General features: G+C 54.6%; 25 protein-coding genes. 12 read left to right on the plus strand and 13 right to left on the minus strand.

From position 1 onward, the window contains the following. Positions 1 to 347 precede the first annotated feature (347 nt). The 4 genes from uvrC to moaE all read left to right on the plus strand — a co-directional run bounded on the left by uvrC (position 348) and on the right by moaE (position 4,875). Entirely contained in the window at positions 348 to 2,285 is a 1,938-nt protein-coding gene (uvrC, locus tag WA318_RS04045; RefSeq protein WP_443082632.1) for an excinuclease ABC subunit UvrC, read from the plus strand. 155 nt (positions 2,286 to 2,440) lie between these two features. Next, positions 2,441 to 3,691 carry a uracil-xanthine permease family protein gene (locus WA318_RS04050; protein ID WP_336080069.1) on the plus strand — a complete coding sequence of 417 codons (1,251 nt, stop codon included), beginning with the start codon at positions 2,441 to 2,443 and terminating at the stop codon, positions 3,689 to 3,691. A gap of 152 nt (positions 3,692 to 3,843) precedes the next feature. Then, positions 3,844 to 4,395 (plus strand): CDP-diacylglycerol--glycerol-3-phosphate 3-phosphatidyltransferase, encoded by a 552-nt coding sequence (gene pgsA, locus WA318_RS04055; RefSeq protein ID WP_114096771.1) that lies wholly within the window; start codon positions 3,844 to 3,846, stop codon positions 4,393 to 4,395. 24 nt (positions 4,396 to 4,419) lie between these two features. Beyond that, positions 4,420 to 4,875 carry a molybdopterin synthase catalytic subunit MoaE gene (moaE, locus tag WA318_RS04060; RefSeq protein WP_336080070.1) on the plus strand — a complete coding sequence of 152 codons (456 nt, stop codon included), beginning with the start codon at positions 4,420 to 4,422 and terminating at the stop codon, positions 4,873 to 4,875. A gap of 27 nt (positions 4,876 to 4,902) precedes the next feature. Here the strand turns inward: moaE and WA318_RS04065 are convergent, their stop codons facing one another. Genes WA318_RS04065 through metX form a run of 4 tightly spaced genes read right to left on the minus strand, consistent with a single transcriptional unit; the run spans position 4,903 to position 7,982 of the window. Continuing rightward, positions 4,903 to 5,190, minus strand: a complete 288-nt coding sequence (locus WA318_RS04065) for a hypothetical protein (RefSeq protein WP_114096772.1) — start codon at positions 5,188 to 5,190, stop codon at positions 4,903 to 4,905. Positions 5,191 to 5,207: 17 nt separating this feature from the next. After that, complete coding sequence (locus tag WA318_RS04070; protein WP_336080071.1) at positions 5,208 to 6,155, minus strand: hypothetical protein; 948 nt, start codon at positions 6,153 to 6,155, stop codon at positions 5,208 to 5,210. 16 nt (positions 6,156 to 6,171) lie between these two features. Further along, on the minus strand, positions 6,172 to 6,819 hold the full coding sequence (gene metW, locus WA318_RS04075; RefSeq protein ID WP_336080072.1) for a methionine biosynthesis protein MetW: 648 nt from the start codon (positions 6,817 to 6,819) through the stop codon (positions 6,172 to 6,174). 2 nt (positions 6,820 to 6,821) lie between these two features. Then, entirely contained in the window at positions 6,822 to 7,982 is a 1,161-nt protein-coding gene (gene metX, locus WA318_RS04080; protein ID WP_114096774.1) for a homoserine O-acetyltransferase MetX, read from the minus strand. Between the two features lie 185 nt (positions 7,983 to 8,167). Here metX and WA318_RS04085 point away from each other — a divergent pair, with 185 nt between their 5' ends. The 6 genes from WA318_RS04085 (at position 8,168) to WA318_RS04110 (ending at position 13,708) form a co-directional block, all read left to right on the plus strand. Beyond that, positions 8,168 to 9,061, plus strand: a complete 894-nt coding sequence (locus WA318_RS04085; RefSeq protein ID WP_114096775.1) for a chorismate mutase — start codon at positions 8,168 to 8,170, stop codon at positions 9,059 to 9,061. 53 nt (positions 9,062 to 9,114) lie between these two features. Then, on the plus strand, positions 9,115 to 10,212 hold the full coding sequence (gene hisC, locus WA318_RS04090) for a histidinol-phosphate transaminase (protein ID WP_114096776.1): 1,098 nt from the start codon (positions 9,115 to 9,117) through the stop codon (positions 10,210 to 10,212). Position 10,213: 1 nt separating this feature from the next. Further along, complete coding sequence (locus WA318_RS04095) at positions 10,214 to 11,179, plus strand: prephenate/arogenate dehydrogenase family protein (RefSeq protein ID WP_114096777.1); 966 nt, start codon at positions 10,214 to 10,216, stop codon at positions 11,177 to 11,179. Between the two features lie 86 nt (positions 11,180 to 11,265). Further along, the gene (locus tag WA318_RS04100) at positions 11,266 to 12,147 is read left to right on the plus strand and encodes a DMT family transporter (RefSeq protein ID WP_336080073.1); all 882 of its coding nucleotides are present in this window, start codon (positions 11,266 to 11,268) and stop codon (positions 12,145 to 12,147) included. Between the two features lie 47 nt (positions 12,148 to 12,194). Next, entirely contained in the window at positions 12,195 to 12,755 is a 561-nt protein-coding gene (locus tag WA318_RS04105; protein ID WP_336080074.1) for a gamma-glutamylcyclotransferase, read from the plus strand. Further along, positions 12,755 to 13,708, plus strand: a complete 954-nt coding sequence (locus WA318_RS04110; protein WP_336080075.1) for a DMT family transporter — start codon at positions 12,755 to 12,757, stop codon at positions 13,706 to 13,708. The genes WA318_RS04105 and WA318_RS04110 overlap by 1 nt, the downstream gene beginning before the upstream one ends. 92 nt (positions 13,709 to 13,800) lie before the next feature. On the opposite strand, the gene WA318_RS04115 is transcribed toward WA318_RS04110, so the two are convergent. The 4 genes from WA318_RS04115 to ftsE form a co-directional block, all read right to left on the minus strand. Next, entirely contained in the window at positions 13,801 to 14,619 is an 819-nt protein-coding gene (locus WA318_RS04115) for a lysophospholipid acyltransferase family protein (RefSeq protein WP_336080076.1), read from the minus strand. 101 nt (positions 14,620 to 14,720) lie between these two features. Beyond that, positions 14,721 to 15,440, minus strand: coding sequence for a YdcF family protein (locus tag WA318_RS04120; protein ID WP_114096782.1), 720 nt, complete (start codon positions 15,438 to 15,440; stop codon positions 14,721 to 14,723). 118 nt (positions 15,441 to 15,558) lie between these two features. After that, positions 15,559 to 16,461, minus strand: coding sequence for a cell division protein FtsX (locus WA318_RS04125; RefSeq protein WP_336080077.1), 903 nt, complete (start codon positions 16,459 to 16,461; stop codon positions 15,559 to 15,561). Positions 16,462 to 16,509: 48 nt separating this feature from the next. Next, on the minus strand, positions 16,510 to 17,187 hold the full coding sequence (ftsE, locus tag WA318_RS04130) for a cell division ATP-binding protein FtsE (protein ID WP_114096784.1): 678 nt from the start codon (positions 17,185 to 17,187) through the stop codon (positions 16,510 to 16,512). Between the two features lie 358 nt (positions 17,188 to 17,545). Here ftsE and WA318_RS04135 point away from each other — a divergent pair, with 358 nt between their 5' ends. Then, positions 17,546 to 18,376: a DUF3426 domain-containing protein gene (locus WA318_RS04135; RefSeq protein ID WP_336080078.1), complete on the plus strand. Its 831-nt coding sequence runs from the start codon at positions 17,546 to 17,548 to the stop codon at positions 18,374 to 18,376. 92 nt (positions 18,377 to 18,468) lie between these two features. On the opposite strand, the gene WA318_RS04140 is transcribed toward WA318_RS04135, so the two are convergent. From WA318_RS04140 to argH, 4 genes are all read right to left on the minus strand, one after another. After that, positions 18,469 to 20,901: a DUF4175 domain-containing protein gene (locus tag WA318_RS04140; RefSeq protein WP_336080079.1), complete on the minus strand. Its 2,433-nt coding sequence runs from the start codon at positions 20,899 to 20,901 to the stop codon at positions 18,469 to 18,471. A gap of 175 nt (positions 20,902 to 21,076) precedes the next feature. Beyond that, on the minus strand, positions 21,077 to 22,348 hold the full coding sequence (gene lysA, locus WA318_RS04145) for a diaminopimelate decarboxylase (protein ID WP_336080080.1): 1,272 nt from the start codon (positions 22,346 to 22,348) through the stop codon (positions 21,077 to 21,079). Continuing rightward, on the minus strand, positions 22,345 to 22,491 hold the full coding sequence (lptM, locus tag WA318_RS04150; RefSeq protein WP_336080081.1) for an LPS translocon maturation chaperone LptM: 147 nt from the start codon (positions 22,489 to 22,491) through the stop codon (positions 22,345 to 22,347). The genes lysA and lptM overlap by 4 nt, the downstream gene beginning before the upstream one ends. Next, positions 22,488 to 23,903 carry an argininosuccinate lyase gene (gene argH / locus WA318_RS04155; RefSeq protein WP_114096788.1) on the minus strand — a complete coding sequence of 472 codons (1,416 nt, stop codon included), beginning with the start codon at positions 23,901 to 23,903 and terminating at the stop codon, positions 22,488 to 22,490. The genes lptM and argH overlap by 4 nt, the downstream gene beginning before the upstream one ends. 31 nt (positions 23,904 to 23,934) lie before the next feature. Between argH and WA318_RS04160 the strand changes: the two genes are divergently transcribed. Further along, positions 23,935 to 24,495, plus strand: a complete 561-nt coding sequence (locus WA318_RS04160; RefSeq protein ID WP_336080082.1) for a TlpA disulfide reductase family protein — start codon at positions 23,935 to 23,937, stop codon at positions 24,493 to 24,495. A gap of 19 nt (positions 24,496 to 24,514) precedes the next feature. On the opposite strand, the gene rbsK is transcribed toward WA318_RS04160, so the two are convergent. Continuing rightward, complete coding sequence (gene rbsK, locus WA318_RS04165; protein ID WP_336080083.1) at positions 24,515 to 25,453, minus strand: ribokinase; 939 nt, start codon at positions 25,451 to 25,453, stop codon at positions 24,515 to 24,517. Between the last annotated feature and the right edge of the window lie 73 nt (positions 25,454 to 25,526).

Here is a 25,526-nt window from a genome sequence, read left to right on the forward strand (position 1 = left end):
TGCACAAGCATCTGGGGAGCGGGATTCAAAGGAAAATATTCGATTTTTACGACTCTATTACCGAATGATTTCAGGTTGACAGTAATTTTAGTGAAATAAATCAATAACTTAGTTGTTTTGCTCAATATTTGGGCACTTCATAGAACGTTAAGACTCTCAAGGGGTGCAGGAAGTAGCCCCCCTATTACCCACATAGTTATCCACAGTCTTGGTGGACATCTTTTTTCCGGGGCGATTCCCTGTCGCGCTGTTGCGATGTTAATCTTTTGAGGTATGTTCCAAGGCCCGGCCATATTGTGACGACCGTCACAACTTTGGATGTATTTGTGTGATTGCGGAGTGCCTTTATGAAGCCACCAGTTCCCTCCGAAAACCCGACCGGGGATGAGACCCCGAAACGGGAAATCGGGTTGTCCCTTGATGGCGACAAAATCCAGGGCGGGGCGGCGCGCGGCGTTGATGCAATCAAATATGCGCTTAAAACCATGCCGGGTGCCCCGGGCGTATACCGGATGCTTGATGACAAGGATCGCGTCCTTTATGTCGGCAAGGCCAAGAACCTCAAGAAACGGGTGGTGGCCTATACCCGGATCATGCAATTGCCTATCCGGATTGCGCGCATGGTCGCCCAGACGGTCCGGATGGAAATCATCACCACCCATACCGAGGCCGAAGCCCTTCTTCTTGAATCCAACCTGATCAAAAAGCTCAAGCCGCGCTACAACATCCTTTTGCGCGATGACAAAAGCTTTCCCTATATCCTGATCACCGAGGATCACGATTATCCGCGTATCGTTAAACATCGTGGCGCACGTGCCAAGGATGGCAGCTGTTTTGGTCCCTTTGCGTCGGCCTGGGCGGTAAACAATACGATCAACCATCTGCAGCGCGCGTTTCTTTTGCGCTCCTGTACGGACGCGGTTTTTTCAAACCGCTCGCGCCCCTGTTTGCTGTATCAAATCAAACGCTGTGCCGCCCCGTGCGTTGATCGTATCTCGAAGCCGGAATATGACGGCCTTGTTGATATCTGCCGCGATTTCCTGACCGGTCGCAGTCAGAAAATTCTCAAGCAGCTTGAAGCCGACATGATGGCGGCCTCCGAACGTATGGAGTTCGAGCAGGCAGCGATGTATCGCGACCGTATCCGCGCGCTTAGCCAGATCCGGTCCCATCAGGACATCAATCTCGAAGGGGTTGAAGAGGCAGATGTCATCGCCTTGCATCAGGAAGGCGGGCAAAGCTGTGTGCAGGTCTTCTTCTTCCGCTCGGGATCGAACTATGGCAACCGGTCCTATTTTCCGCGTCATGAACAGTCCGCCGAAATCCCGGAAATCCTGTCGGCCTTTGTCGGGCAGTTCTATGCCGACAAACCGGCCCCGAAACAGATTTTCCTGTCCCACGAAATCGAAGGGCAGGAACTGGTCGAAAATGCGCTGGGCATCAATAACAACCGCAAGATCGAGCTTCTTGTGCCCAAGCGGGGCGGCAAACGCAAACTGGTCGAACACGCCATGACCAATGCCAAGGACGCCTTGGGTCGCCGCATGGCCGAAAGTGCGACCCAGCGCAAGCTGCTTGAAGATCTTGCTGACAAGCTTGATCTTGAAAGTACGCCCGAGCGGATCGAGGTTTACGACAACTCCCACACCCAGGGCACCAATATGGTCGGGGGCATGATTGTCGCCGGACCCGAAGGGTTTATGAAAAACGCCTATCGCAAATTCAACATCAAGGGCGATATCGCACCGGGCGATGACTTTGCCATGATGCGCGAAGTTCTGACCCGACGCTTTGCCCGTGCCCAGAAAGAGGACCCGGATCGCGAAAACGGCACCTGGCCGGACTTGTGCCTGATTGACGGGGGGATTGGGCAGCTTGGTGTCGCACGCGAGGTGCTTGAAGACCTTGGCATCGAAGATGTCATGCTGGTCGGTGTTGCCAAGGGCGTTGATCGAAATGCCGGCAAGGAAGTCCTGCATATTCCGGGCAAGGCCCCCGTACGTCTCGATATGAAAGACCCGGTGCTTTATTTCATTCAGCGCCTGCGCGACGAGGCGCATCGCTGGGCGATTGGCACCCATCGCGCCAAGCGCGCCAAGCAGATTGGCAAAAGCGTTCTGGATTCTGTGCCGGGCGTCGGGGGTGCGCGCAAGAAGGCACTGTTGCATCATTTCGGATCAGCGCGCGGTGTTGCCGATGCCGGGCTTTCGGATCTGGAAGCGGTCGAAGGCATCAGTGCGGCTTTGGCGCGAAAGATTTACGATCATTTCCACGAAAATAAATAAAACCTGCTGCGGAGATATTGCTTTTTGGCAGCAGCCGGGTAATACCGCGTGCATATTGCCACATCGACAGCACGCTTCGTGCGATTAACGATCTCAGATTAAGGAAACAGATGCGATACTTTCCTTCCTGGTCTTTGACCCGGTCTTCTACAGTCATGCCTGATGAACGCCTGCCGTGGGGGGCGATGTTCCCGATGGGCTTGCAGCACCTTGTTGCCATGTCGGGTGCGACAATTCTCGGTCCGCTTCTGATGGGGTTTGATCCAAATCTGGCGATCCTGTTTTCCGGTATCGGAACCCTGATTTTCTTTATCTGCACTGCGGGTCGTGTGCCGAGTTATCTGGGTTCGTCCTTTGCTTTTATCGCAGTGGTAATTGCTGCGACCGGCTATGCCGGAACCGGGCCCAACCCTGATATTGGCGGGGCTTTGGGCGGGATCATTGCAGCCGGTGCGCTTTATGTTGTCATCGGCCTGATCGTCATGGCAACCGGAACAGGCTGGGTTGAAAGACTGATGCCACCTGCGGTCACAGGGGCAGTCGGGGCGGCCATCGGCCTTAACCTTGCACCGGTCGGGATTAAAGGCATCACGGGCGACAATATGCATATGCTGGTCGCACTTCTGACCCTGTTGTCCGTGGCGCTTGTTTCGGTCTATGCACCGATTGCCTTGCGCCGCATTTCGATTCTGGTCGGTATTTTGGCCGGATACGGGCTTGTTCTGGTTCTGGGGAATGGCCTCGGACTGATGCCAGCAGTCGATTTCAGCGAACTGTCACAGGCCCCGTGGTTTGGCATGCCAGATTTTGTTGCGCCGCGTTTTGAAAGTTCGGCCATGGTCATGATTGCGCCGGTGGCCTTCATTCTGGTTGCGGAAAACCTTGGTCATATCAAGGCAATCGGGGGCATGACCAAACAGAATATGGATCGTTATATCGGTCGCGGTTTTGTTGGCGATGGTCTGGCAACCATGCTGGCCGGGTCGGGCGGTGGAACAGGTGTGACCACCTATGTTGAAAATATGGGGGTTATGGCTGTCACGCGTGTTTTCTCGACCCTGATTTTTGTCATTGCCGCGGCAATCGCCATTCTGCTTGGTTTCTCACCCAAATTCGGGGCCCTTTTGCACACTATTCCGGGACCGGTCCTGGGGGGGCTCGGTGTTGCGGTCTTCGGATTGATTGCTGCGGCAATGGTGCGTCTCTGGGTCGATAACCAGGTTGATTTTTCTGATCCGCGCAATCTCTTTACGGTTGGCATTACCCTGATTTTCGGTGGTGGCGACTTTACGGTGACCTTTGGCGGGTTTGCCATTGGCGGGATTGGAACGGCAACATTGGCGGCGATCATTCTGTATCAGGTCCTGAGCATCGGACGTGAAAACAAAGATGCGATCACCGACTAGGTGATCGACCAGGGGCCGTGTCTCAGTTTTATGGCAATTGAACACGGCCCTTGTCGTTCCGGACCCAAGGCTTTAATAATTGCGCGGCTTTGGGGTTGAAACAGACCCCTTAGTGGAAATTGTCGACCATATACCCGCAAACAGGCCCGTCCATGAAAACCCAGATTCCCAATCTGCTGACTTTGTCGCGCATCATTGTGATCCCGGCATTGGTGGCATCTTTTTACATCGACGGCCCGGTTGGGAACTGGATCGGCTTTGTGCTGTTTGCCTTTGCCGGTGTGACGGACTTCTTTGACGGTTATCTTGCGCGCAGCATGAATGTGGTTTCGCCTCTCGGTCGTTTTCTTGATCCGATTGCCGACAAGCTTCTGGTTGCCGCAGCCCTGATGATGATGGTGTCGTTCGAACGGATTGCCGGTCTGGCTGTTTTGCCAGCTGTTGTGATCATGTGCCGCGAGATCATGGTCTCGGGTTTGCGCGAACATCTGGCCGAACTCAAAGTGCCGCTTCCGGTCACGGTGCTTGCGAAATGGAAAACAACCGCCCAGATTCTGGCGATCGGTTTCCTTCTGGTCGGGGATGCGTCGCCTGACATGATCCCGTCGATCATGATTGGTGATGTGCTGCTGTGGATCGCCGGGATTGTGACGGTTCAGACCGGCTATATCTATCTGCGTACCGGGCTCAAGCATCTAGATTAATCTTCGCAAATCAGGGCCATGGCCATGTCACGCGTGTCTGTTCAACAACATGATTTCGATCCGGGCGCCGAACTTTCTGCGCTGACGGATGGCCGGACCGATATCGGGGCTGCTGTCAGCTTTGTTGGTCTGGTGCGCGATATTCATGGCGGGGATCAGGTATCAAGCCTGACGCTGGATCACTATCCGGGCATGACCGAGCGCGAACTTGAAAAGATCGCCGACGAGGCCGCCCGTCGCTGGCCGCTTGATGGTATTCGCATTGTCCACCGGTTCGGAAAAATGATGCCCGGTGAACGCATTGTGCTGGTGATTGTTTTATCGGCGCATCGTCGGGCGGCGTTTGAAGCCTGTGACTTCATCATGGATTTTCTGAAAACCCGTGCGCCGTTCTGGAAGCGTGAAGAAACGCCGGACGGCGATGATAAATGGGTTGAGGCCAAGGCATCTGACGATGCCGATGCGGATCGGTGGAACTGATCCTTCGCGCCTGTTTGCGCTGAACGCCTAGACAAATTTCAACAGCAGCGACACCAATGACGAGAGTGCCGTTTGAAGCGTTGCGGCATCATTGACCTTCTGGCGAAGCTCCTGCATGTCTGCGACATCCTGATCACTCACGACAATCGCACCCTGCAGCTGCTTGGCTTGCAGCGTAACGATCAGTTCGGCTGCCTGATCAAGCTTTGGCTTGGTCGCGACCTTCTGATCGATGCTTGCTGATTGATAGGTGATCAGTGCCTGCTGACAGGCCTGCTCGGCCGTGGTGATCAGTGTGCTGATATTATCTGTCATTTGATGTTCCCCCGGTTTCACTGCGTTGCGGTTTCGACAAGACCCGTGCCCTCGGCGATCAGTTCTTGCGGGCTTAACTTGTGAATATGATCGGCAAGGGTGATGCCCTGTTCGACGGCACCAAGAAGGGCTGCGACGTCAAGCTTTGCGTAATTGTCGATCTGGACTTGCAAGCTGTTGCCAAGTTTGGTGGCGGTCAGAAACTCGCGCAGGGTTTCTGTTTGCATGATTTTCTCGGCTGCGATCAGGTCGCGCCATTTCTGCCACCAAATCTGGTAATACAGGTTTTGTGCCTCGGGCTCGTTCACGTCGTCCTTGCGGATTGTATTAAGTTCGGCAATCAGGGTACTGCGTCGTGTCAGGAATTTCGGCGGATTACGGGCGAAATCGCCGGTGATGGTTGCCAGTTGCGCGCGCAGCTTTTCCAGTATGGGACCTGATTGGGTAACGGCCGATGCACCAAGCGCTGAACCGGCCTCGATATTATCGAAAATGGCGACGAATTGCTGATACTGGGATCGCAGTTGGCGAAGCGTTGCGTTCCATTCATCCTGAATGGTCGGGGAGATTTTCACTGCATCAGGGTCAAGCAGCGTATCGATATTGGCTGGCGTGACTTGCCCGGTGAAGGCCGCCATATTGCTCACGAATTCGCTGCGCTGTGCGTTTTCGGATTTCGGGAAGGCTGCAAACTGCGTGCTATAGGCCGCATCATATTCATCAAAGGCGGCTTCGGTCGCAGTTCCAAATTGAGTGACCGAAAGTTTCAGTGTTTCGGCCTTTTGGCTGCAGGCGGCAAGCAGGCCGATCACGGTGATAAGGGCACCGTTCCGAATGACGCGTTTGAATGTGCAAAACATCTTCTGTCCCCATCGATGAAGCGTGATCATCATCAGACGGGGATGGGCGGCGATTGTGATGGCAAAAGAAAACGCCGCAACCTGCGTCACGGCGTTGATCGGCATGGCTATCGGGCAAGCATCACTTGCTCAGCATGAACAGGGCCTGATTGCCAAAGAAATTGGCAAAGCCCGAATGACTGTCCATTGAAACGCGAGACCCGCTTTCATTGAGAACCATCGATCTTTCGATCTTCAGATTCATTTCCGCACACAGGGCGACAAAGTCGCGCACGGTGCAAAAATGGATATTGGGTGTTTCATACCACATGATCGGAAGGTTCGGGTTCTGCGGCATTCTTCCTCGGAACATCAGATCAAACCGTGCCCGCCAGTGGCCGAAATTCGGGAAAGACACAATTGCCTTGTTGCCGATGCGCAGAAGTTCGGACAGGACTTCTTTGGGGCGGTGGGTCGCCTGCAATGTCTGGCTAAGGATAGCATAGTCAAATGCCCCGTCCGGATAGTCGCCAAGATCGCGGTCGGCGTCGCCCTGCATCACGGGAAGTCCCTGGGCAACGCAATTGCGCACGCCCTCGTTTGAAATTTCCAACCCGCGACCATCGACATTCTTTGTCCGGGTCAGATAGCCAAGCAGTTCACCGTCACTGCACCCGATATCAAGAACGCGGGTTCCCGGTTCAACCATGTCGGCAATCAATTGCAGGTCAACACGAATGCGATCGTTATGTGTCGTGGCAGCGTTGGCGTTTGATACGGCGTGGTTCATGATTATTTCAGCCCCCGGCTTTCGGCGGCACCTTCGATGAAGCCGGCAAGAACCATGTGGAAATCGGGTTCATCAAGCAGGAAGGCGTCATGACCCTTGTCGCTTTCAATTTCGACACAACTGACATTACACGATGCCGCATTCAATGCATGGGCAAGGGTTCTGCTTTCGGCGGTGGTAAAGCACCAGTCGCTTGAGAACGAGATGATACAAAAGCGCGTCTTGCAGCCGGTAAAAGCATCAGCCAATCGTCCGTCATGTTCAATTGACAGGTCGAAATAGTCCATCGCACGCGTGATATAGAGATAGCTGTTGGCATCAAACCGGTCGACAAAGCTTTTGCCCTGATGGCGCAAATAGCTTTCGACCTGAAAATCATGATCAAAGCTATAGGTGATCGCACCGCGATTTTGAAGCTTGCGACCAAATTTGCGATGCAGGGCGGGTTGCGACAGATAGGTGATATGTGCTGTCATGCGCGCAACCGCCAAACCACGCGCCGGTTTCTTGCCTTCCAGCAGGTAATTGCCCCCGCACCAGTCCGGATCGGCCATGACAGCCTGACGTCCGACTTCGTGGAAGGCGATATTCTGTGCCGAATGGCGGAACGATGTGGCAATCGGCGCTGCGGCAAAAACGCGCTCCGGATAGCTTTTGCACCATTCCAGAACCTGCATGCCGCCCATCGACCCGCCAATAACCGCAAACAGCGTGTCGATGCCAAGCGCATCAATCAGCATGGTCTGGGCACGCACCATATCGGCAATCGTAATCACCGGGAAATCAAGCCCCCAGGGTTTGCCGGTTTCCGGATTGATGTCCTTGGGGCCGGTACTGCCAAGGCAACCGCCAATGACATTGCTGCAGATGACGAAATACTTGTCTGTGTCGATGATCTTGCCGGGGCCGACAATCTCGCGCCACCAGCCTTCCTTGCCCGTGATCGGGTGGACGTCATCGGCGACATACTGGTCACCCGTCAGGGCATGGCAGACCAGAATCGCGTTCGATTTATCGGCATTCAATGCGCCATAGGTTTGATAGGCCAGTGTAAAGGGACCAAATTCAATGCCGCTATCAAGGCGCAGCTTGTCCGTCTCGCCCAGAACCATGTGATGGCCGGGAAGCGGCGGGCGCTTGTCTTTGTTGGCGGCGGTGCTCATGGACGTTGGTTTCCCTTTAAATCATGATTTTTCGCATAATCGGGTTGGTGTTTTTGCATTTGTTGCCCGGTTTGCGGAAAATTCGCCTGTTCTAGCTATGAAGCGGGCCCGGTTTAGTCAATCTTTTCTTTGCATTTCTGCGGCCCTGTCCTAATACTGTGCGCCGTTTTACAAAAGAGTGAATCATGGCGTGTAACGACGAAAATTTGGCAAATCTTGACCTTGACGGGTTGCGTGGCGAGATCGACGAGATCGATCAGGCCCTGCAATCCCTGATCATTCGGCGCACCAAAGTTGTCCAGGCTGTCGGGGCCTATAAGGATCGGGTGATTGCTGCCGGTGGCAAAGTCAAAGTGCCTTATCGTCCGGCCCGTGAAGCCCGGATCATGCGTACGCTGGTTGATCGTCACGATGGAGCGTTTCCCAAAACGGCACTGATACAGATATGGCGTGAAATGATCGCTGCGGGTACCCGTCTTGAAGCGCCTTATACGGTGGCCCTGTGTCGCAATGCAGATGGACAGGATTGCTGGGAACTTGCACGTCTGAATTTCGGTTGCCTGAACGAGATCATTGAATATGACACCCCGCGCGAAGCATTTGGTGCGCTTGAAGACGGACGGGCAGCTGTCGGTGTGTTCCCGAAGCCCGAATTTGGCGAGCCGATGCCATGGTGGACGCTTCTGACGGACGAAACCGCCGTCAAGGTCGTCTCGAAACTGCCCTTTGGCGGACGTCCTGTCGGGCGCGGCGAACAGACCGAGGGCTTTGTTCTGGCGGCAATCGATCTTGAGGACAGCGGTGATGACCGGACTCTGTTCGTGGTCAGCCTGTCCAAGGAAATCTCGATGGATACAGTGCGCAAAAAAATTGCGGATGGCATCGACGGGGCGACAATCCTTGGCTTTTCTGACGATACGATTGCAGATCGGCGTTTTGTTCTTGTTGATGTGCCGGGATTCTTTTGTAATCGCGCTGATGCGTTTCAGACCACACTGGATGAACGGGGACTTGCACCCGAAAGTCTGCATGTGGTTGGCGCCTATGCGGTGCCGATATCAGAAGACGCACTGAGTTAACAATTTTTGGCAGGCCGATCATGGCTGCTGCTTCCTCTGGGAGAATAAACGTTATGTCTGCGCCCACCCCACGCCCCGGTATTCTTGATATTGCGCCTTACAAGGGCGGCAAATCCAGTGCTGACAGTGATCAGCGCGTGATCAAGCTGTCGTCTAACGAAGGTGCCCTTGGCCCAAGCCCCAAAGCAATGGAAGCCCTGCGCAACACGGCAAGCCGTCTGCATCGCTATCCGGATGGTGGCTGTGATCTGCTGCGTCATAAGCTGGCAGAGAAATACGGTCTTGAGTTTGACCAGCTCGTCTGTGGTGCGGGTTCTGATGAATTGCTGACCCTTCTGATCCGTGCCTATGCCGGTCCGGGTGATGAAGTATTGTATTCGCAGCACGGTTTCCTGATGTATCCGATTGCCGCCATGGGTGTTGGCGCAACGCCGGTAACGGCACCGGAAACCAACATGACCACCGATGTTGATGCCTTGCTGGCAGCGGTAACCGACAAGACCAAGATCGTGTTTGTTGCCAACCCGAACAACCCGACCGGAACCTATATCACCGATGCCGAGATGAAGCGTCTGCGTGACGGTCTTCGCGAAGACATCGTTCTGGTGGTTGATGCGGCCTATGCCGAATTCATGACCGGTCAGGAAGATTACAGCGCGGGTGAAGAGCTTGTAAAAGCTGGCAATAACACCGTCATGACCCGGACATTCTCCAAGATTTATGGTCTTGGTGGCATTCGCCTTGGCTGGTGCTATGCACCGCCGGCAATCGCCGATGTCCTTCAGCGTTTGCGCAACCCGTTCAACGTACCGCTTCCGACCCAGGAAGCCGGTGTCGCGGCGCTTGAGGACGATGATTTCGTTAATGAGTGCGTCCGTCACAACGCGGAAACGCTTGCGTGGTTCCGTGATGAAATCAATGCGATCAGCGGTCTTAAGGCCCATCCGAGCTACGGCAACTTCGTGATGATCGAATTCCCGACGGTTGAAGGCAAGGATGCCGATGCCGCAAATGATTTCATGATGGCCCGTGGCGTGATCCCGCGCAAAATCGGTGCCTATGGTTTGTCGCAGATGCTTCGTGTATCCATCGGCACGAAGGAAGAAATGGAAATCTGCCTTCAGACCATCAAAGACTTTGTGAACCAGTAAAATGACCAAAACTGCATCCCAACCGTTGTTTGAAACTGTCGCTTTTATCGGCATGGGCCTTATCGGTTCGTCCATGGCCCGTCGCATCAAGCGTGACGGCCTTGCCAACAAGATTACCTGTGCGGTTCGCTCTGAAGCGACCCGCGACCGGGTTCTTGAACTTGGCATTGCCGACGAGGCCTATTGCGACATCAAGGACGCGGTTGGTGATGCGGATCTGGTGATGATCTGTGCGCCGGTTGGTGCCAACGAGACCATTGGCGCACAGCTTACCGGTGCATTGAAGAAGGGCGCGATTGTTTCTGATGTCGGATCCGTCAAGCAATCAGTCATTCGTGACATCGCTCCGCATCTTGACGAGGGTGTCCATTTCGTTCCGGGACATCCCCTTGCAGGGACCGAGCATTCCGGTCCGGACTCGGGTTTTCCGGAGCTGTTCGAAGAACGCTGGTGCATCCTGACCCCGATCCCGGGAGAAAGTGACGCTGCCAAAGAAAAGGTCAAAGCCCTTTGGGAAGCATGTGGCATGTATGTCGAATGCATGGATGCAGACCATCATGACCGCATTCTTGGCATTACGTCACATTTGCCGCACCTGATTGCCTATACCATTGTCGGGACTGCGACCGATCTTGAAGATGCCCTGCGTCAGGAAGTCATCAAGTTTTCGGCAACCGGTTTCCGTGACTTCACCCGTATTGCGGCATCCGATCCGACCATGTGGCGTGACGTGTTTCTGAACAACCGTGAAGCCGTTCTTGAAGTGCTTGGCCGTTTTCAGGAAGACCTGATGGCGTTGCAACGCGCCATTCGCTGGGGCGAAGGCGAGAAGCTGTTTGATCTGTTTACCCGGACGCGCGAAATTCGCCGCGGGATCGTTGATGCCGGTCAGTATTTCACCAACTTCTCTGCCGAGGGCGAAAGCCGCCAAAGCGATGAGAAGGGCAAGAAAAAGACCACAGAATAAGATACCGACGGTCCGCGGCCCGCAGACTGTCATTCGGTTGGTGATGCGCCCCAAATAGCACCGCCTGCCGGTTAAAGGGGATAGTCATGTCTGCCACCAATCATCCGGCGTTCGGCCGGATCATGCCGTTTGTCTTTGTGTTTCTCTGGAGCACGGGATTTGTCGGTGCGAAATTCGGCCTTCCTTACGCCGACCCGTTTGTTTTCCTTTTTGTCCGATTTGCCATTGTCATTGTGCTGATGGTGCCGGTTGTCATGCTGATGAAGGCCAAATGGCCAAAATCGCTGCGCGAGGCATCCCACATTGCAACCGCGGGCGTGCTGGTGCACGGCATTTATCTTGGTGGTGTGTTCTGGGCAATTGATACCGGTTTACCATCCGGCCTTGCGGCCCTGATTGTCGGGCTGCAGCCGGTTGTAACCGCATCGGTTGTCGGCAGTCTTCTGGGCGAACGGGTTTCAGCGCGCCAGTGGGGCGGTCTTGTTCTTGGTCTGATCGGTGTTGCACTTGTTCTGTTGCCCAAGATCGGCGACGGGATCGGCATTACGCCACTGGGCATCGGTCTTGCCGTTCTGGCCCTGTTCGGGATGACGGCGGGGACGCTTTATCAGAAGCGTTTCTGCACCGGCATGGATTTGATGAGTGGCACTGTCATCCAGTATATGGCTGCCGCCTCGTTCGTTGGTGTTGTTGCCCTGTTCAAGGATGATCTGACCGTTGAATGGAGCATGAATTTCATTCTGGCGATGGCATGGCTTGTGCTTGTTCTGTCGATTGGTGCGATCATGTTGCTGATGGTTCTGATCAAGCAGGGCGAAGCAACCCGGGTTGCCAGCATGTTTTATCTGGTGCCGCCAACCGCTGCTTTCTTTGCATGGGTTCTGTTTGACGAGCATCTTGGCATGCTTGGCTTTACCGGGTTTGGAATTGCGGCACTTGGGGTGGCATTGGTGATCATGAAGCGCTAGTTTCACGTAACCCGAGAAACCACAACGAAACGCGACCGGAGGAAAAGGTGAGCGACGCCACCGAAAAATGGGTGTTTGGATACGGATCATTGTTATGGCGACCGGGATTTGACTTCACGGAACGCTCGCGCGCGCTTCTGCGCGGTTATCACCGGTCATTCTGTATTTATTCCCACCATTATCGCGGCACACCGGAAAATCCGGGGCTTGTTCTTGGGCTGAATTCCGGTGGGGAATGTGTTGGCAATGCATTTTGTATTGCGCCGGACAACTGGAATGCGGTGAAGGCCTATCTTGATGAGCGCGAGCTTGTCACCAACACCTATATTCCGGCCGATGTCGAAGTCGAACTCCAAGACGGTCGCACAGTGATTGCTCATACCTATGTAGCCGATCCGACCCATCAGCAATATGCCGGGAACCTTCCGGTGCGTACAGCGGTCGAGATCATTGTGGCGGCACATGGAAGAGTTGGCCCCAACCTTGAATATCTGGAAAATACCGTGCAGCATCTTGATGAAATGGGGATTGTTGATCCACCCCTGCATGACCTGATGGATCTTGTTCGCCGCGAATATGGCGAAATCAATATGGGTGCAGGTATCTGATGGCACAGGGTAATGCAACGACGGTAACAACCGGCTCTGCCGGTGACCAGACGCCGATGACAGTCGCCTATCTGATGCTGATCGCATGCGCAATGATGTGGGGGTCAAACCATGTTGTTGCGCGTGGCGTGAACGCAACAGTCCCGTTCGAGGCACTTTCATTCTGGCGCTGGGTGGTGGCGGCGGTCATGCTGTTTCCGGTGTGCTACAAATATCTTGGCCGTGACCTCAGACTGATGGCACAGCACAAGATGTCGATGTTCCTGATCGGCTTTACGGGCGTATTCCTGTTTTCGGTCGTGATTTATCTGGCGGCCTATAATACGACAGCGGTTAATACCGGTCTTCTGAACGCGACAACACCGGTATGGGTGTTGCTGTTTGCATCCGTGCTGAGTGCAGACAAACCCAAATTGGGGCAGTGGGTCGGTGTGCTTGTCGCCGGGGCCGGGACAGCAACCATTATTGCCAAGGGCGATCTGTCGGTTTTTGCGCGGATGGACTTTGTCTCGGGCGATGTCTTTGCAATGATTTCGGCCATGGTATGGGCGGCCTATTCGATGTTGCTCAAACGCGCCCCCAAGGGGGTGCATCCGCTCAGCCTTGTTTTCATCTCTGCACTGATCGGTTTGTGTTTCCTGACCCCGCTTTATGTCTGGTCGCTTGTGGTTGATGGTGAACCGTTCTTTACCCATCTTGATCCGGCATGGCCTGACATGCTCAAGATCTTCTATATCGGTGCCGGTCCTGCATTCCTTGGCTATCTGTTCTGGAACAAGGGCGTTTCGGTTGTTGGCCCGGCCAATGCCGGCGTGTTCCTGTATTTGATGCCGGTCTTTGCCAGCGTGCTTGCAATCATCTTCCTTGGTGAAGAATTGCATATGTATCATCTGGGCGGGATTGTTCTGATTGCCTTCGGGATCTGGCAGGCGACGCGCAAAAAGCGCACTTAGGAGCCTGTCATCTGAGTAATAAAAAGGCCGGGATGCTCAATGCATCACCGGCCTTTTTAATTTTGATATCCGCTTTCTAAACAGAACAGCTGTCAGGAAACCTTGTCCGGATCAGCTTCTTTCTGAATGGCTGCTTGCTGTTCTGCTTCTTCGGCGGCGATATCGTCGGATGTCAGCATTGGCAGATTGAATTCCTGCTGTGCCTCGGTTTCAAGCTCGCGCGTGCGGGTGTCGATGCGGGTTTTGATTTCCTTCATGAAGGTCTTGCGATCAAGATCGGGCTCAATCGGTTTCATGAATTCCATCGTGACCAGACCGCCATATTTCATAAAGCTGTGTCGCCCCCAGAACATGCCGGAATTCAGTGCGACCGGAATGACCTTGGTCTCGGGGAAGGCTTTATAAAGGGCATAGATGCCCGGATGATAAGGGCGACTTGAACCGGGTGGGGTTCGCGTGCCTTCCGGGAAAATCACGACCTGACGGTTTTCTTTAAGTGCCTTCTCAGCCCCCTTGATCATGTCCTTAAGGGCTGAACCACCTGCCGAGCGATCAACGGCAATCTGACCTGAAAGGGTCAGAAACTGGCCGAAAACCGGAATCCGGGTCAGTTCTTTTTTCAGAATATAGGCCGGGTCCGTCACCACAGTATGGAACGTCAGGGTTTCCCAAGCCGATTGATGCTTGGCGACCAGGATACAGGGCCCTTCCGGCAGATTTTCAAGCCCGGTGATGCGTTTGCGCATGCCAACAGAATAGCGCAGCATGAACTGCACCAGTCGGCACCATGCATGGCCGACAAACTGGTTGGCTTTGCGCCCAAACAGCATCAGCGGAATCAGGCTGAGGCATAAAATCGCGGTGCCGCCGAAAAACAACACGTTAAACAATAACGCGCGGAGGGTTCTCATTCAGAAAAGTCCTTCATACGCCTTGGGCTTAAACCCACTCACATGATCTTGATATGTGCTGTTTTGTAACAGCTATATTGCAATTGGAAAATGCCGATTGTTCAACCGTTTTTGCCCGAAGCATTCGAAGCAGAGTATTCCTGCGGTCCGGGGGGATCACCTTCAAGGTTGCGCAAAGACGGCCGGTCACCATCAGGCAGCCAATGCAGTAACGAGTTCCTGAGGCTGGCAAACATGTATTTGTTGAATTCACTGGCGATCAACGCTGTGCTGCCCGGGAAACGCCACCAGTTTTCAATTTTGACGTTATCGGGGAAGACCGGATGGGGGATGATATCCACGTCCGGCATCAGGCTTCTGAATTCCAGAAGTGATCGTGGCATGTGATAGTTGGCGGTAACGATCCGAAGGCTTTTAAAGCCTTCCTCATAGACCCACACAGCGGTTTCAATCGCATTTCCCCGCGTGTTTTCGGCGACATGCCCCAAAACCACACAGCAGGCAATCAGGCGCGGATCGGATTTGCCGACCGATAAAAGTTCGTCCACCTCGACCCCGCGATAGACCCCGGAAATGAACAGTTTTTCTGCCAGGCCATGGGTCAGTAACCGGCGTCCTTCCGAAAGGCGTTCACTGCCACCGGTCAGAACGACAATTGCGTCGGTACGCTGATTTGGATTTTCAACAGAAACCGGGATCGAATTGACATACCAGACAAATCCTGCGGCCCAGACAAGCCCGCACAAGATCAGCGTCGAAAGCAAAAAGCGAAACCGTCGAAAACGGCGACGGTGCTGCACACTAAGCGGGGGCTTGCTCATCAATGGGTGCCTCGGTAGCGATGCGCGGGCATGTATTCGGATCTCCTGAGATGGCCAAGGCCATGATCTCAAACAAGAAGCAGGTCAGTCACCGGACTATACGGAGCCTTGTGATCCGTTACAACATCCGGTGTAAAACACGCAAAACGGTGCGGGTTGCGGTGATCCCGGCGATCATCGCAACAATAAACGGAATGGCCACGATCAGGGCGATAAAGATCGGGCTCAGGACAAGTGACGGGATTGGCCAGCCTGCACGCAATCCAAGCCAGGCAATCAATGCAGAAACAGGAAGCGCTATCAGCAAGCCGATCAGCGCACCGAAAAATGCCAGTCGCTGATTGTGGCGACCGAACTGTTTGGCTATGTAGCTATCCTGGGCCCCGATCAGATGCAGCAATTCGATGATGCGATGATGGATCGAAAGGCCCGAACGGGTGGCAAATACCACTGAAAGCATGGTCGCCCCAAACAGCACCACGATCAGAAGCGACAGTGCCAGTTCGACCGAAAAGGCGACATCGGCAATTCTTTCGATCCATATGCGGTGATCATCAAGCACAGCCTCGGGCGCGATTTCCCCCAAACGCATTTCAAGCGCATCGTAGTTGAAACCGGTTTCCGGAGTGATTTCGATAATACGCGGAATGGGAAGTTCGCTCACCACTTCATCGGGGCCAAGCCATGGTTCAAGGAGGGCCGCCATGGTGTCGGGGCTCAGTTCCTCGATCCGGGCAATGCCGGGAAGGTTGGAGACATCGTCGATGATGGCATCAACAGTTTTCTGAAGCGCTTCTTCGCGTTCTTCCGGTGACCGGTTTGCAAGTTCGGTCGGGGGAACCTGAATGGACAGGCTGCCTTCGATCTGGCCGGACCATTGACCGACACTGTCATGCAGGGCTGCCAGCCCCACAATCGAAAAGGTCAGCAGCGCAACCATCAAAGCGACGATGCTCGGCAAAAAGCGCGAGGAAGAGTCGCTTTCAAGTGGAAGATGCGATGGGGGTGCGCGAAATGCCATGATCGTGGTTTGGTCCTGTTGATCTGGTTGATCTTGTCGTGATGGTGGTCAGCCGCTATGCGTTACGTCATGCAGTGTACCGCCTTCGAGCAACCATTGCGTATGACCGAAACGTCTGACCAGTTGGCGGTTATGGGTGGCGATCAGGACGGTGGTGCCCAGTTTGTTGAGTTCTTCAAACAGATACAGCAAACGCATGGCGATTCGGTCATCAACGTTCCCGGTCGGTTCATCGGCCAGAAGCAATGCCGGACGACCGATGACCGCGCGCGCAATCGCCACACGCTGTTGCTGGCCGCCCGAAAGACGCGATGGCTGTGCATTGATGTGGTCACCAAGCCCGACCCATTCGAGAAGCTCGGTGACATTCTTGCGGATTTGCAAATCCTCGACCCCGGCAACTCGCAACGGCAAGGCAACGTTTTCGAATGTCGTCAGGTGATTGATCAGGCGGAAATCCTGAAAGACCACGCCGATCTTGCGGCGAATCGCAGGAAGGTCTTCACGCGGGATGCGGATATTGTCGCGTCCGAAAATATTGATTTCACCCCGGGTCTGCCGAAGGGCAAGATATAAAAGGCGCATCAGTGTCGATTTGCCTGCACCGGATGCGCCGGTCAGGAAATGGAAACTGCCGCGACCCAAAGAAAAATTCAGGTCGCGCAAAATTTCCGGTCCGGATTCGTATCGGACCCCGACATTCCTGAAACTGACAACCTCGGTCAAAATCGGTGCTCCATATGGCAGAATGACGGTCTACCTTGGCCTGTGCCATGGCATTTGATCAAGGGTTTCTCTAGGTTCTGACAAGCGCGAAATGCCAATCGGACCTGACAATATCGAAAATGACTGATCCGGTTTACCCGGTTTTCTCATGATTTCGGATGCCATGTTCACCGCCGTTACGCAACGATTAGACACCCAAATCCGGGCAGCTTCTGTTATCTGTACTTAACAGTCTGTTAAATCGCGGCTATTTACATATAGTGTAAGTCACCGCTGACGTGCTTGGGGGATCGTCAGTTGCGTACGTCTTGTTGCCCCCCATGTTTGATGCCGCTGTCATCGAAATGCCAGGTTTGCAATGATCATTACTTGCCCAGAGTGTTCAAAGAAATACTCAGTTAAGACAGAAGCAATCGGTCCCAAGGGCCGAACCGTGCGCTGTAAAAGCTGCGGCAACAGCTGGCATCAGGACCCCCCGGGGGCAAAGAAGCCTGCTCCCCAGGCTGCGAGCGGGCCGGAAAATGATCTTCCGCCACCCTTCAATCAGGAAGGCGCACTCGGTGCTGATTTCAATGCTGATCAGATGGGAAGTGGCCAGGTTGATCCGGGCTTTGAAAATGCTGACAGAATTCCTGATCCGCCCCCCATTCCCCAGCAACTGATTCGGAACAATCCCAAGCCGGAACCGAAAAAGAAAAAGGGTATTATTGGCTGGATCATCTTCCTGTTGCTGATCGGTGGGATCGGCGCGGGTGGTTATTTTGCCAAGGACTACGTCATCAATATGTGGCCGCCGATTGCCAAGGTCTATGACATGATCGGCCTTGATGTGCCGCATGTGGGCGAAGGACTTGATATTCGCGAATTGCCGCCGACCCGTGAAGATGAAGACGGGATTGATGTTCTTGTCGTCCGCGCCGAGATCGTCAATATCGCAGAAGAACCGCGTCCGTTGCCGTATCTTTTGATCGAACTTCTTGATCCGCTGGACCGTGTGGTACAGCGCAAAAAGGTTCCGCTGATCTATGACGAGACAAAGGTGACGGCCGGGGCCGAGATGCCGATGGAACAGCAAATGCTGCCCGTTGGCGAAAGCATGACGGTCGAAACCAAAATCCGTCGTCCGAACCCGACGGCCACCCGATTGCAGGTCACCTTCCTTGATCCGCGTGAAGCGGTCGAGCCGTAAGGACAGCGACCCGTAAAATGAAAAAAAGGCAGCGTTTCATCGCTGCCTTTTTTGTGCGAAATCGATTGTCCTCGAAGACCGGGTTTCGGGAATCAGAACCGTTTGAGCAACCGGTCGATATATTCCTGTTCGATCTGCGGACGATCCGGGTCGCCGGATCGACGACGAAGTTCCTGCAAAATCCGCCAGGCCCGTTCAAGGGTATTCACATCCGGAATAATGGTGGTGCCATCACCACCCACCGGACGGCCCAATGGATCGCGACGCCCGCTTCCTTCAAGGTCTTCGAGCATCGGGGCCAACTGGCTTAGGCCCTCAAGGGCACGGCTGATCTCGCCAATGCCCTGTTGAAGGGCCTCCATGGCCTGTCGCTGGAGTTGCAGGGCCTCATGGGACCGATTGTGCCCAAGGGCCTCTGCCGCGCCGCGCATGGCGTCTATGACGGTGTTCATGCCGCTGACCTCACCAAACTGATCGATGCCGGTGCTGTTCATGATCTCGCTGGCGTCATTGGCAAGGCCCTGTTGCTGATTGGCGCGCGGGGCGGGGCCATTCTGCGTCGATGAATTGTCGCCTTCGTTCATCAGGTCCTGTTGTCGGCGGGCCAGGTCGCGCATACCGTCAAGCATCTCGCGCAGGGTGGATGTGATGTCCATTCCGCCTTCGCCGGTCGTGACCTGCATATTTTCAATCAGCTCGCGCAGACGATCAATAAGCTGACGGGCCTGATCACGCGCCCCTGCACGCATCAGGGCATCAATCTGATCAATGATGCGCGACAGGTCCTGTTGCTCCAGGGCGGCGGAGGCCTGTGGCTGCTCTTCTGGTGATTGCGTGCTTTCGCGGGTCAGGGCGGCCAGATATTCATTTAGCGCCTGACGATATTCCTCGATCAACCGGGCAATTTCGCCTTCGGTAATGTCGGGATTTTGCAGGGCTTCAAGCAGGCGTTCCTCAGCCTCCATCAAGTTGCGTTCCGCAATCCCGTAACTTCCGCGTTCGACTTCCTCGGCGATATGCCACAAAAGCCCGGCGACATCCTGATGAACGTCGCGGTTCCCCAGATTTGCAGACAACCGGTTTTCGGCAACCGACAGCGCAAGGAAGACGCCAATATGACCGTTGAATGCCTGTGGAGCATAAAGAACCGGCAGTATTGCCTGATGCATTTCAAGGGCCCGATCCGGGTGGCGCAACAAGCCGCGCCGGATTGCAATCAGTTTCTGCGCGACCGGATGGTTGAATTCACGTTCGGGCAACATCAAAGACCGGATATCGCTTTGCCCGGTCTGACCGGCATTGTCCCGGGACGCCATCTGGATATTGACTGGAAGACCGGCCCAGGGATGGGCAACCAGATCAAGAAAACGCGGACCTTCGATACGGGTCGGCATTGCGGTTTCGCTGATACCTTCGCCACGGATGTCGATGACGATCTGATCAATCGGGCCATATTGATCAAGTGATCCGTCATCCGGTGCCGGGGTGATCACAAGATCAAGCTTCGCCAGCCCATAATCATCATTGGCAAGATAATCCAGACGCACATGATCGCGGCGCGTCACGACCGGGGAACTGACAAAAGACAGGCTTGGGGCATTGTCGGGCACCAGTTCAATATTCAGCGTCAGACGATCATTGCCCCAGACCGATATGCGCCACTCGCCCGATTGTTCAATGGCAGTCGACAGCACATAGCTGTTTTCGCTGCTTTCGGTGAATGCGCGTTCTCCATCCGGCGCGCTCAGGATCGGCTGCCAGATGCTTGATATGCTGCCATCAAGTGTTGACCCGGCGGGTACCTGCACAGACATCACGTCACTCGTGGTCGTGTTTCCTGTGGTGTTGCCATCGTTTGATGGAGCCGTGCCATTCTCCGTACCAATTGCCGCAAAGCGCAGGACCCTTGGAACCTGTCCGGTATAGGCTGGCGGGGTCACCCAAAGGGTCGCGCTGAAATCAGCTGCACCAAGGCGTTGCAAGGGACTAAAGGCCTTTGAAAACCGTTCCGGGAAATGATTATGTCCGGCGAACAGGCCAACAAAGAGCACCAGTACGGGAATGGCGGTCAGCCCGAACCGGTCAATCCGTGTAACAGCGGGGACCGGACGGGGCAGGCGCAAATGTTTAAGGGCCGCTTCATGCAAACCCAGCTGGCGCTGCCACAGGAAGCTGGTCAGGGGATCGTCGGTTTCGTGGATATGATCTTCGAGACTCTGGAGCGGATTGTTCTCCAGCCTGTTTTCGACTTCGAGCCGGTGCAGGATATCGCGGCGGGTTGGCCAGCGGAAATTTCGCCAGGGCGCGACAATCCCGACCATGGTTGCGACCGACAGTACGGACAGCAAGATGATGTGCCCGGTCGCAGGCAGGAACTCGAACGCGCCGGTAAGGGTAAGTCCGACTGTCAGAAGCACAATCGAAAGTGCCGGTATCAGGCATGGCCACACCGATTCCCAAATCAGGATCATGCGCGTTTTGCGCACATGACTTTCGATCTCGGGATAGGGTGGTATCAACGACATGCGTCTGGTTGTCCGTGATTGCCGACATGTTGCAAATCTGATTGCAACGCTTTCCCTTTAAAACTTGGGGTTTCACAGGTGCGGGTCAAGCTATTCCATCGGATGCCGGGAAATAAAAAGGTGGCCCGCATCATACGGGCCACCTGAAAATCATTCATATGGAATGGCGCAAAGCTTACTCGTTACCGAGCCATGCAGGGATTTGATCCATATTGATCAGTTGATCGATTTCCTGACGGGGGCGGACAATCGCAAAATTGTTGCCCTTGACCAGTACCTCGGGCGTCAATGCACGGGTGTTATAGGTCGAGGACATCACCGCGCCATAGGCACCTGCTGACATCACTGCGACCAGATCACCGGCCTTGAGATCATCTGGCAATTTGCGGTCTTTGCCGAATGTGTCGCCGGTTTCGCAAACCGGGCCGACGACGTCGACAGTTGCCTGCACGTCTTCTTCGCCCTGTTCTTCAACCGGGATGATTTCGTGATAGGCGCTGTAAAGCGTCGGACGGATCAGGTCATTCATCGCGGCATCAAGAATGACGAAACGCTTTGCTTCGCCGTCTTTGATATACATGACACGCGACACCATGATCCCGGCATTGCCGGCAATCAGACGACCGGGCTCAAGGGTGATGTGACACCCAAGATGACCGACCGTTTCGCGCACCATCTGGCCATAGGCATCGGGAAGCGGCGGCGTTTCGCCCTGATAGGCGATGCCAAGGCCGCCACCCAGATCAAGATTGCGGATATGGATGCCTTCGGAACGAAGTTGCTCGACCAGCCCCGCCAGACGGGTGAATGCCTCGCGGAACGGGGTCAGATCGGTCAACTGTGAGCCGATATGCATCGCAATGCCGGTAACCTCGATACCATCCATGGCTGCGGCATCACGGTAAACCTCGATCGCGCGGGTCCAGTCGATGCCGAATTTGTTTTCGGCCTTGCCGGTCGCGATCTTTTCGTGGGTTTTGGCATCGACATGCGGATTGATGCGTAGCGCAATACGCGCCTTTTTGCCCATTTCGATGGCAACACGGTTCAGTTCGATCAGTTCCGGGATGCTTTCGACATTGATCTGCGCAATGTCGGCCTCAAGGGCCTCGCGCATTTCTGCGTCGGCCTTGCCAACGCCCGAAAAGATGATCTTGGCGGGATCAATTCCTGCACGCAGGGCGCGGCGCATTTCACCAACCGATACCACGTCTGCACCAGCACCAAGATTGCCCAGTGTTTTCAGCACAGCCTGATTGGAGTTTGCCTTCACAGCAAAGCATACAGTGGCATCAAGCCCCTCGAACGCGTCGGCATAAACCTTGTAGTGGCGTTCAAGTGTTGCCGTCGAATAGCAGAAAAACGGCGTGCCGACTTTATCCGCCATTTCGGGGATCGAAACGCCTTCGGCGTGAAGCACGCCATCAATATATTCAAAATGGTTCATTTGGCGGGGTAGTCCCTTGGATATTCGTTGCCTTTTTCGGTCGGCGGTTCAAGCGGGCCTTTTTTGCCGCAAGCTGCCACCGAAAGACCCAGCATGACTGCCAGTGTGATCACGATGCCGCGTTTAAGCAAAGCAGGGGTCATTTCATAAACCTTTCCTTTGCAGCCTTGACCGATTCCTTGACGCGCACCGGTGCGGTGCCGCCAAAGCTCTGGCGGGCGGCAACAGATGCCTCGACGGTCAGGACGTCATAAACTGCGTTGGTGATCTTTGGTTCGATCCCTTGAAGGTCTTCAAGGGGCAGCTGATCAAGATCGCATCCCTTGGACTCGGCCAGCTTCACGGTTGCGCCAACCACATGATGGGCATCGCGGAACGGCATGCCAAGCTCTGCCACCAGCCAGTCGGCAAGGTCGGTTGCAGTGGTGTAACCGGCACCGGCAGCGGCGCGCATGTTATCGGCAAAGACTTTCATGTCAGCGACCATGCCAGTCATGGCAGCAACGCACAGACCAAGATGGTCGTGGGCCTCGAAAACCGGTTCCTTGTCTTCTTGCATGTCTTTGGAATAGGCCAGCGGAAGGCCCTTCATCGACAACATCAGGGAATTATAGCAACCAACGATACGACCGATTTTCGAACGGATCAGTTCGGCAGCGTCCGGGTTACGTTTCTGCGGCATGATCGAGGAGCCGGTCGAGAACTTGTCGGACATGCCGATAAAGCGGAACTGTGCCGAACACCAGATGACCATTTCCTCGGCCAGACGCGACAGATGCATCGCAGCAATCGAGGCTGCGTTAAGATATTCGAGTGCAAAGTCACGATCCGATACCGCATCAAGCGAGTTCGCCGTCGGACGATCAAAGCCAAGCGCGCTTGCCGTCATGTGACGGTCAATCGGATAAGGTGTGCCTGCAAGGGCGGCTGAACCCAACGGGTTTTCATTTACGCGCGTCCGGCAATCGGCGACACGGCCACGGTCACGGCCAAACATTTCCACATAGGCCAGAAGATGATGGCCAAAGGTCACCGGCTGGGCTGCCTGCAGATGGGTAAAGCCCGGCATGATGGTTTCGGCATGGGTTTCGGCCTGCGTAATCAGCGCTTCCTGAAGGCCCTTGAGACCGGCCTCAAGATCGGCAAGTGCAACATCGCGAACCCAGAGTTTGAAGTCGGTTGCGACCTGATCATTGCGCGAGCGTGCGGTATGAAGACGACCTGCTGCCGGACCGATCAGATCGCGCAGGCGGCTTTCGACATTCATGTGAATATCTTCAAGCGCGCTTGAGAATTTGAACTGTCCGCTCTCGATTTCCTGAAGGATCTGGTCTAGACCATTGGTAATCTTTTCGCCATCTTCTGCGGGGATGATGTTCTGCTTGACCAGCATCGCGCAGTGGGCTTTGGAGCCCTGAATGTCCTGGGCATAAAGGCGTTTGTCAAAACCGATGGAAGCATTGATTTCTTCCATGATGGCTGACGGGCCTGCTTCAAAGCGACCTCCCCACAGGGAGTTGGCGTTTTTCTGGTCGGTGGCGTTTTGGTCGGTCATCTTGATCCGCAGTCTTGGAAAGGTGAGTGTTGTGAAGACATTGCTTCGTTACGTAAAACTTGGCGTGATTGTCGCCATATCGGGCATTTATGCAACCCCTGCCTTTGCAGATACGCAATTCCCGCAAGAACTTTCAAAGATGGTTGCCCCGTCTGATGACGGTTCTTTGCCCGACGGGATCACATTTGTCGATCAAAAAGATGGGGAAATCCCGCTTAACAGCCTGAAGGGGAAGGTTGTTCTGGTTAATCTGTGGGCGACATGGTGTGTTCCATGCGTCAAGGAAATGCCAGAACTCGACAGTCTTGCTGCGCAGATGGATGGCAAGGCGTTCCGTGTTCTGGCACTCAGTCAGGACCGCGGTGGTGCCGCTGCCGTTACGGAATTCTTTGAAAAGAATGGAATCGACAATCTTGATGTGGTGCTTGATCCGCGCGGTGTGACCGCGCGCAAGATGGGGGCACGCGGTCTTCCGACCAGCTTTGTGATTGATGGCAACGGTGTTATTCGCGGTAAACTCGAAGGCATCGCGCAATGGGATGCACCCGATGTCATTTCCTATTTCAATGACCTGATTGATCAGACCTCGTAACGCGTGTTGACCACAGGCCTTACGCCTTGTTTTCAAGCAGGGCTAGGACCTGTTCGATATTTGGTGCGGCATCGGCCGCACCGTTGCGCGTGGTGGCAAGTGCGCCGGTCGCACAGGCGAAACGCACGGCATTGGGTAATGACTGACCACCATGCAGGGCAACCGCAAGTCCCGCGTTAAAGCAATCACCTGCACCCACCGTGTCTATGGCGTTGACCGAAAAGGACGGCACCATTCCGGACTGACTATCTCCAGATTGGCCATCGGCGGAATAGAATGCGCCATCGCCGCCCATTTTGATGATGACGGTCTTTGGGCCCATTTCATGAAGTGCGTTGGCTGCCTGCTGTGCGCTTTTGGTGTCAACCGGATCAATACCGGTCATGACGCGGCATTCGCTGCTATTGGGGGTGACAATATCGGTCAGTGCCAGAAGGTCGCGCATCACCATGTGATCTTGCACCGGAGCCGGATCAAGAATGACCTGCGCGCGTCCTTCGCGGGCATATTTGATTGCGCAATCCACCGCCACCACCGGGCATTCCAGCTGTAAAAGCAGATAGTTACAATCGCGCAGAGACTCCTGTTTGTCATGCAGGTCCGCACGGGTCATGGTCATATTGGCACCGCCGACCACAGTGATCATGTTTTCACCGGATTCATCAATTGAAATCAATGCTATCCCGGTCTGAGCTGCGTCAGCCATGATCAGATGATTTGTATCGAGCCCTTCGGCGGCAAGCGTTTCAATCAGTTGTCGGCCCAGTGCGTCGTCGCCGATTTTGGATATGAAAACAGGGGAAACACCCAGCCGCGCAACGGCAAGTGCCTGATTGCATCCTTTGCCACCCGGGCCGGATATGTATTCCTTTGCCGCAACGGTCTGGCCGGGTTGTGGAAATTTTGCAACGCGCGCAGCAAAATCAATGTTTGAGCTTCCAACAACGACAATACTCATGGTCTATCCAAATGGTAGAAAACTAATACCTCACAATGATATTGGCACTAGATCATTGGTTTAAAGAAGCTTG

Origin of the sequence: Thalassospira sp. CH_XMU1448-2 (genome assembly GCF_037027285.1) — a bacterium.
In the GTDB taxonomy this organism is placed as follows: Bacteria; Pseudomonadota; Alphaproteobacteria; order Rhodospirillales; family Thalassospiraceae; genus Thalassospira; species Thalassospira profundimaris_C.

Excerpts from the sequence above, each read along its gene's own strand:
- uvrC (WP_443082632.1), top strand. The coding sequence starts at position 348 with ATGAAGCCACCAGTTCCCTCCGAAAACCCGACCGGGGATGAGACCCCG.
- WA318_RS04050 (WP_336080069.1), top strand. The coding sequence starts at position 2,441 with ATGCCTGATGAACGCCTGCCGTGGGGGGCGATGTTCCCGATGGGCTTG.
- pgsA (WP_114096771.1), top strand. The coding sequence starts at position 3,844 with ATGAAAACCCAGATTCCCAATCTGCTGACTTTGTCGCGCATCATTGTG.
- moaE (WP_336080070.1), top strand. The coding sequence starts at position 4,420 with ATGTCACGCGTGTCTGTTCAACAACATGATTTCGATCCGGGCGCCGAA.
- WA318_RS04065 (WP_114096772.1), bottom strand. The coding sequence starts at position 5,190 with ATGACAGATAATATCAGCACACTGATCACCACGGCCGAGCAGGCCTGT.
- WA318_RS04070 (WP_336080071.1), bottom strand. The coding sequence starts at position 6,155 with ATGCCGATCAACGCCGTGACGCAGGTTGCGGCGTTTTCTTTTGCCATC.
- metW (WP_336080072.1), bottom strand. The coding sequence starts at position 6,819 with ATGAACCACGCCGTATCAAACGCCAACGCTGCCACGACACATAACGAT.
- metX (WP_114096774.1), bottom strand. The coding sequence starts at position 7,982 with ATGAGCACCGCCGCCAACAAAGACAAGCGCCCGCCGCTTCCCGGCCAT.
- WA318_RS04085 (WP_114096775.1), top strand. The coding sequence starts at position 8,168 with ATGGCGTGTAACGACGAAAATTTGGCAAATCTTGACCTTGACGGGTTG.
- hisC (WP_114096776.1), top strand. The coding sequence starts at position 9,115 with ATGTCTGCGCCCACCCCACGCCCCGGTATTCTTGATATTGCGCCTTAC.
- WA318_RS04095 (WP_114096777.1), top strand. The coding sequence starts at position 10,214 with ATGACCAAAACTGCATCCCAACCGTTGTTTGAAACTGTCGCTTTTATC.
- WA318_RS04100 (WP_336080073.1), top strand. The coding sequence starts at position 11,266 with ATGTCTGCCACCAATCATCCGGCGTTCGGCCGGATCATGCCGTTTGTC.
- WA318_RS04110 (WP_336080075.1), top strand. The coding sequence starts at position 12,755 with ATGGCACAGGGTAATGCAACGACGGTAACAACCGGCTCTGCCGGTGAC.
- WA318_RS04115 (WP_336080076.1), bottom strand. The coding sequence starts at position 14,619 with ATGAGAACCCTCCGCGCGTTATTGTTTAACGTGTTGTTTTTCGGCGGC.
- WA318_RS04120 (WP_114096782.1), bottom strand. The coding sequence starts at position 15,440 with ATGAGCAAGCCCCCGCTTAGTGTGCAGCACCGTCGCCGTTTTCGACGG.
- WA318_RS04125 (WP_336080077.1), bottom strand. The coding sequence starts at position 16,461 with ATGGCATTTCGCGCACCCCCATCGCATCTTCCACTTGAAAGCGACTCT.
- WA318_RS04135 (WP_336080078.1), top strand. The coding sequence starts at position 17,546 with ATGATCATTACTTGCCCAGAGTGTTCAAAGAAATACTCAGTTAAGACA.
- WA318_RS04140 (WP_336080079.1), bottom strand. The coding sequence starts at position 20,901 with ATGTCGTTGATACCACCCTATCCCGAGATCGAAAGTCATGTGCGCAAA.
- lysA (WP_336080080.1), bottom strand. The coding sequence starts at position 22,348 with ATGAACCATTTTGAATATATTGATGGCGTGCTTCACGCCGAAGGCGTT.
- lptM (WP_336080081.1), bottom strand. The coding sequence starts at position 22,491 with ATGACCCCTGCTTTGCTTAAACGCGGCATCGTGATCACACTGGCAGTC.
- argH (WP_114096788.1), bottom strand. The coding sequence starts at position 23,903 with ATGACCGACCAAAACGCCACCGACCAGAAAAACGCCAACTCCCTGTGG.
- rbsK (WP_336080083.1), bottom strand. The coding sequence starts at position 25,453 with ATGAGTATTGTCGTTGTTGGAAGCTCAAACATTGATTTTGCTGCGCGC.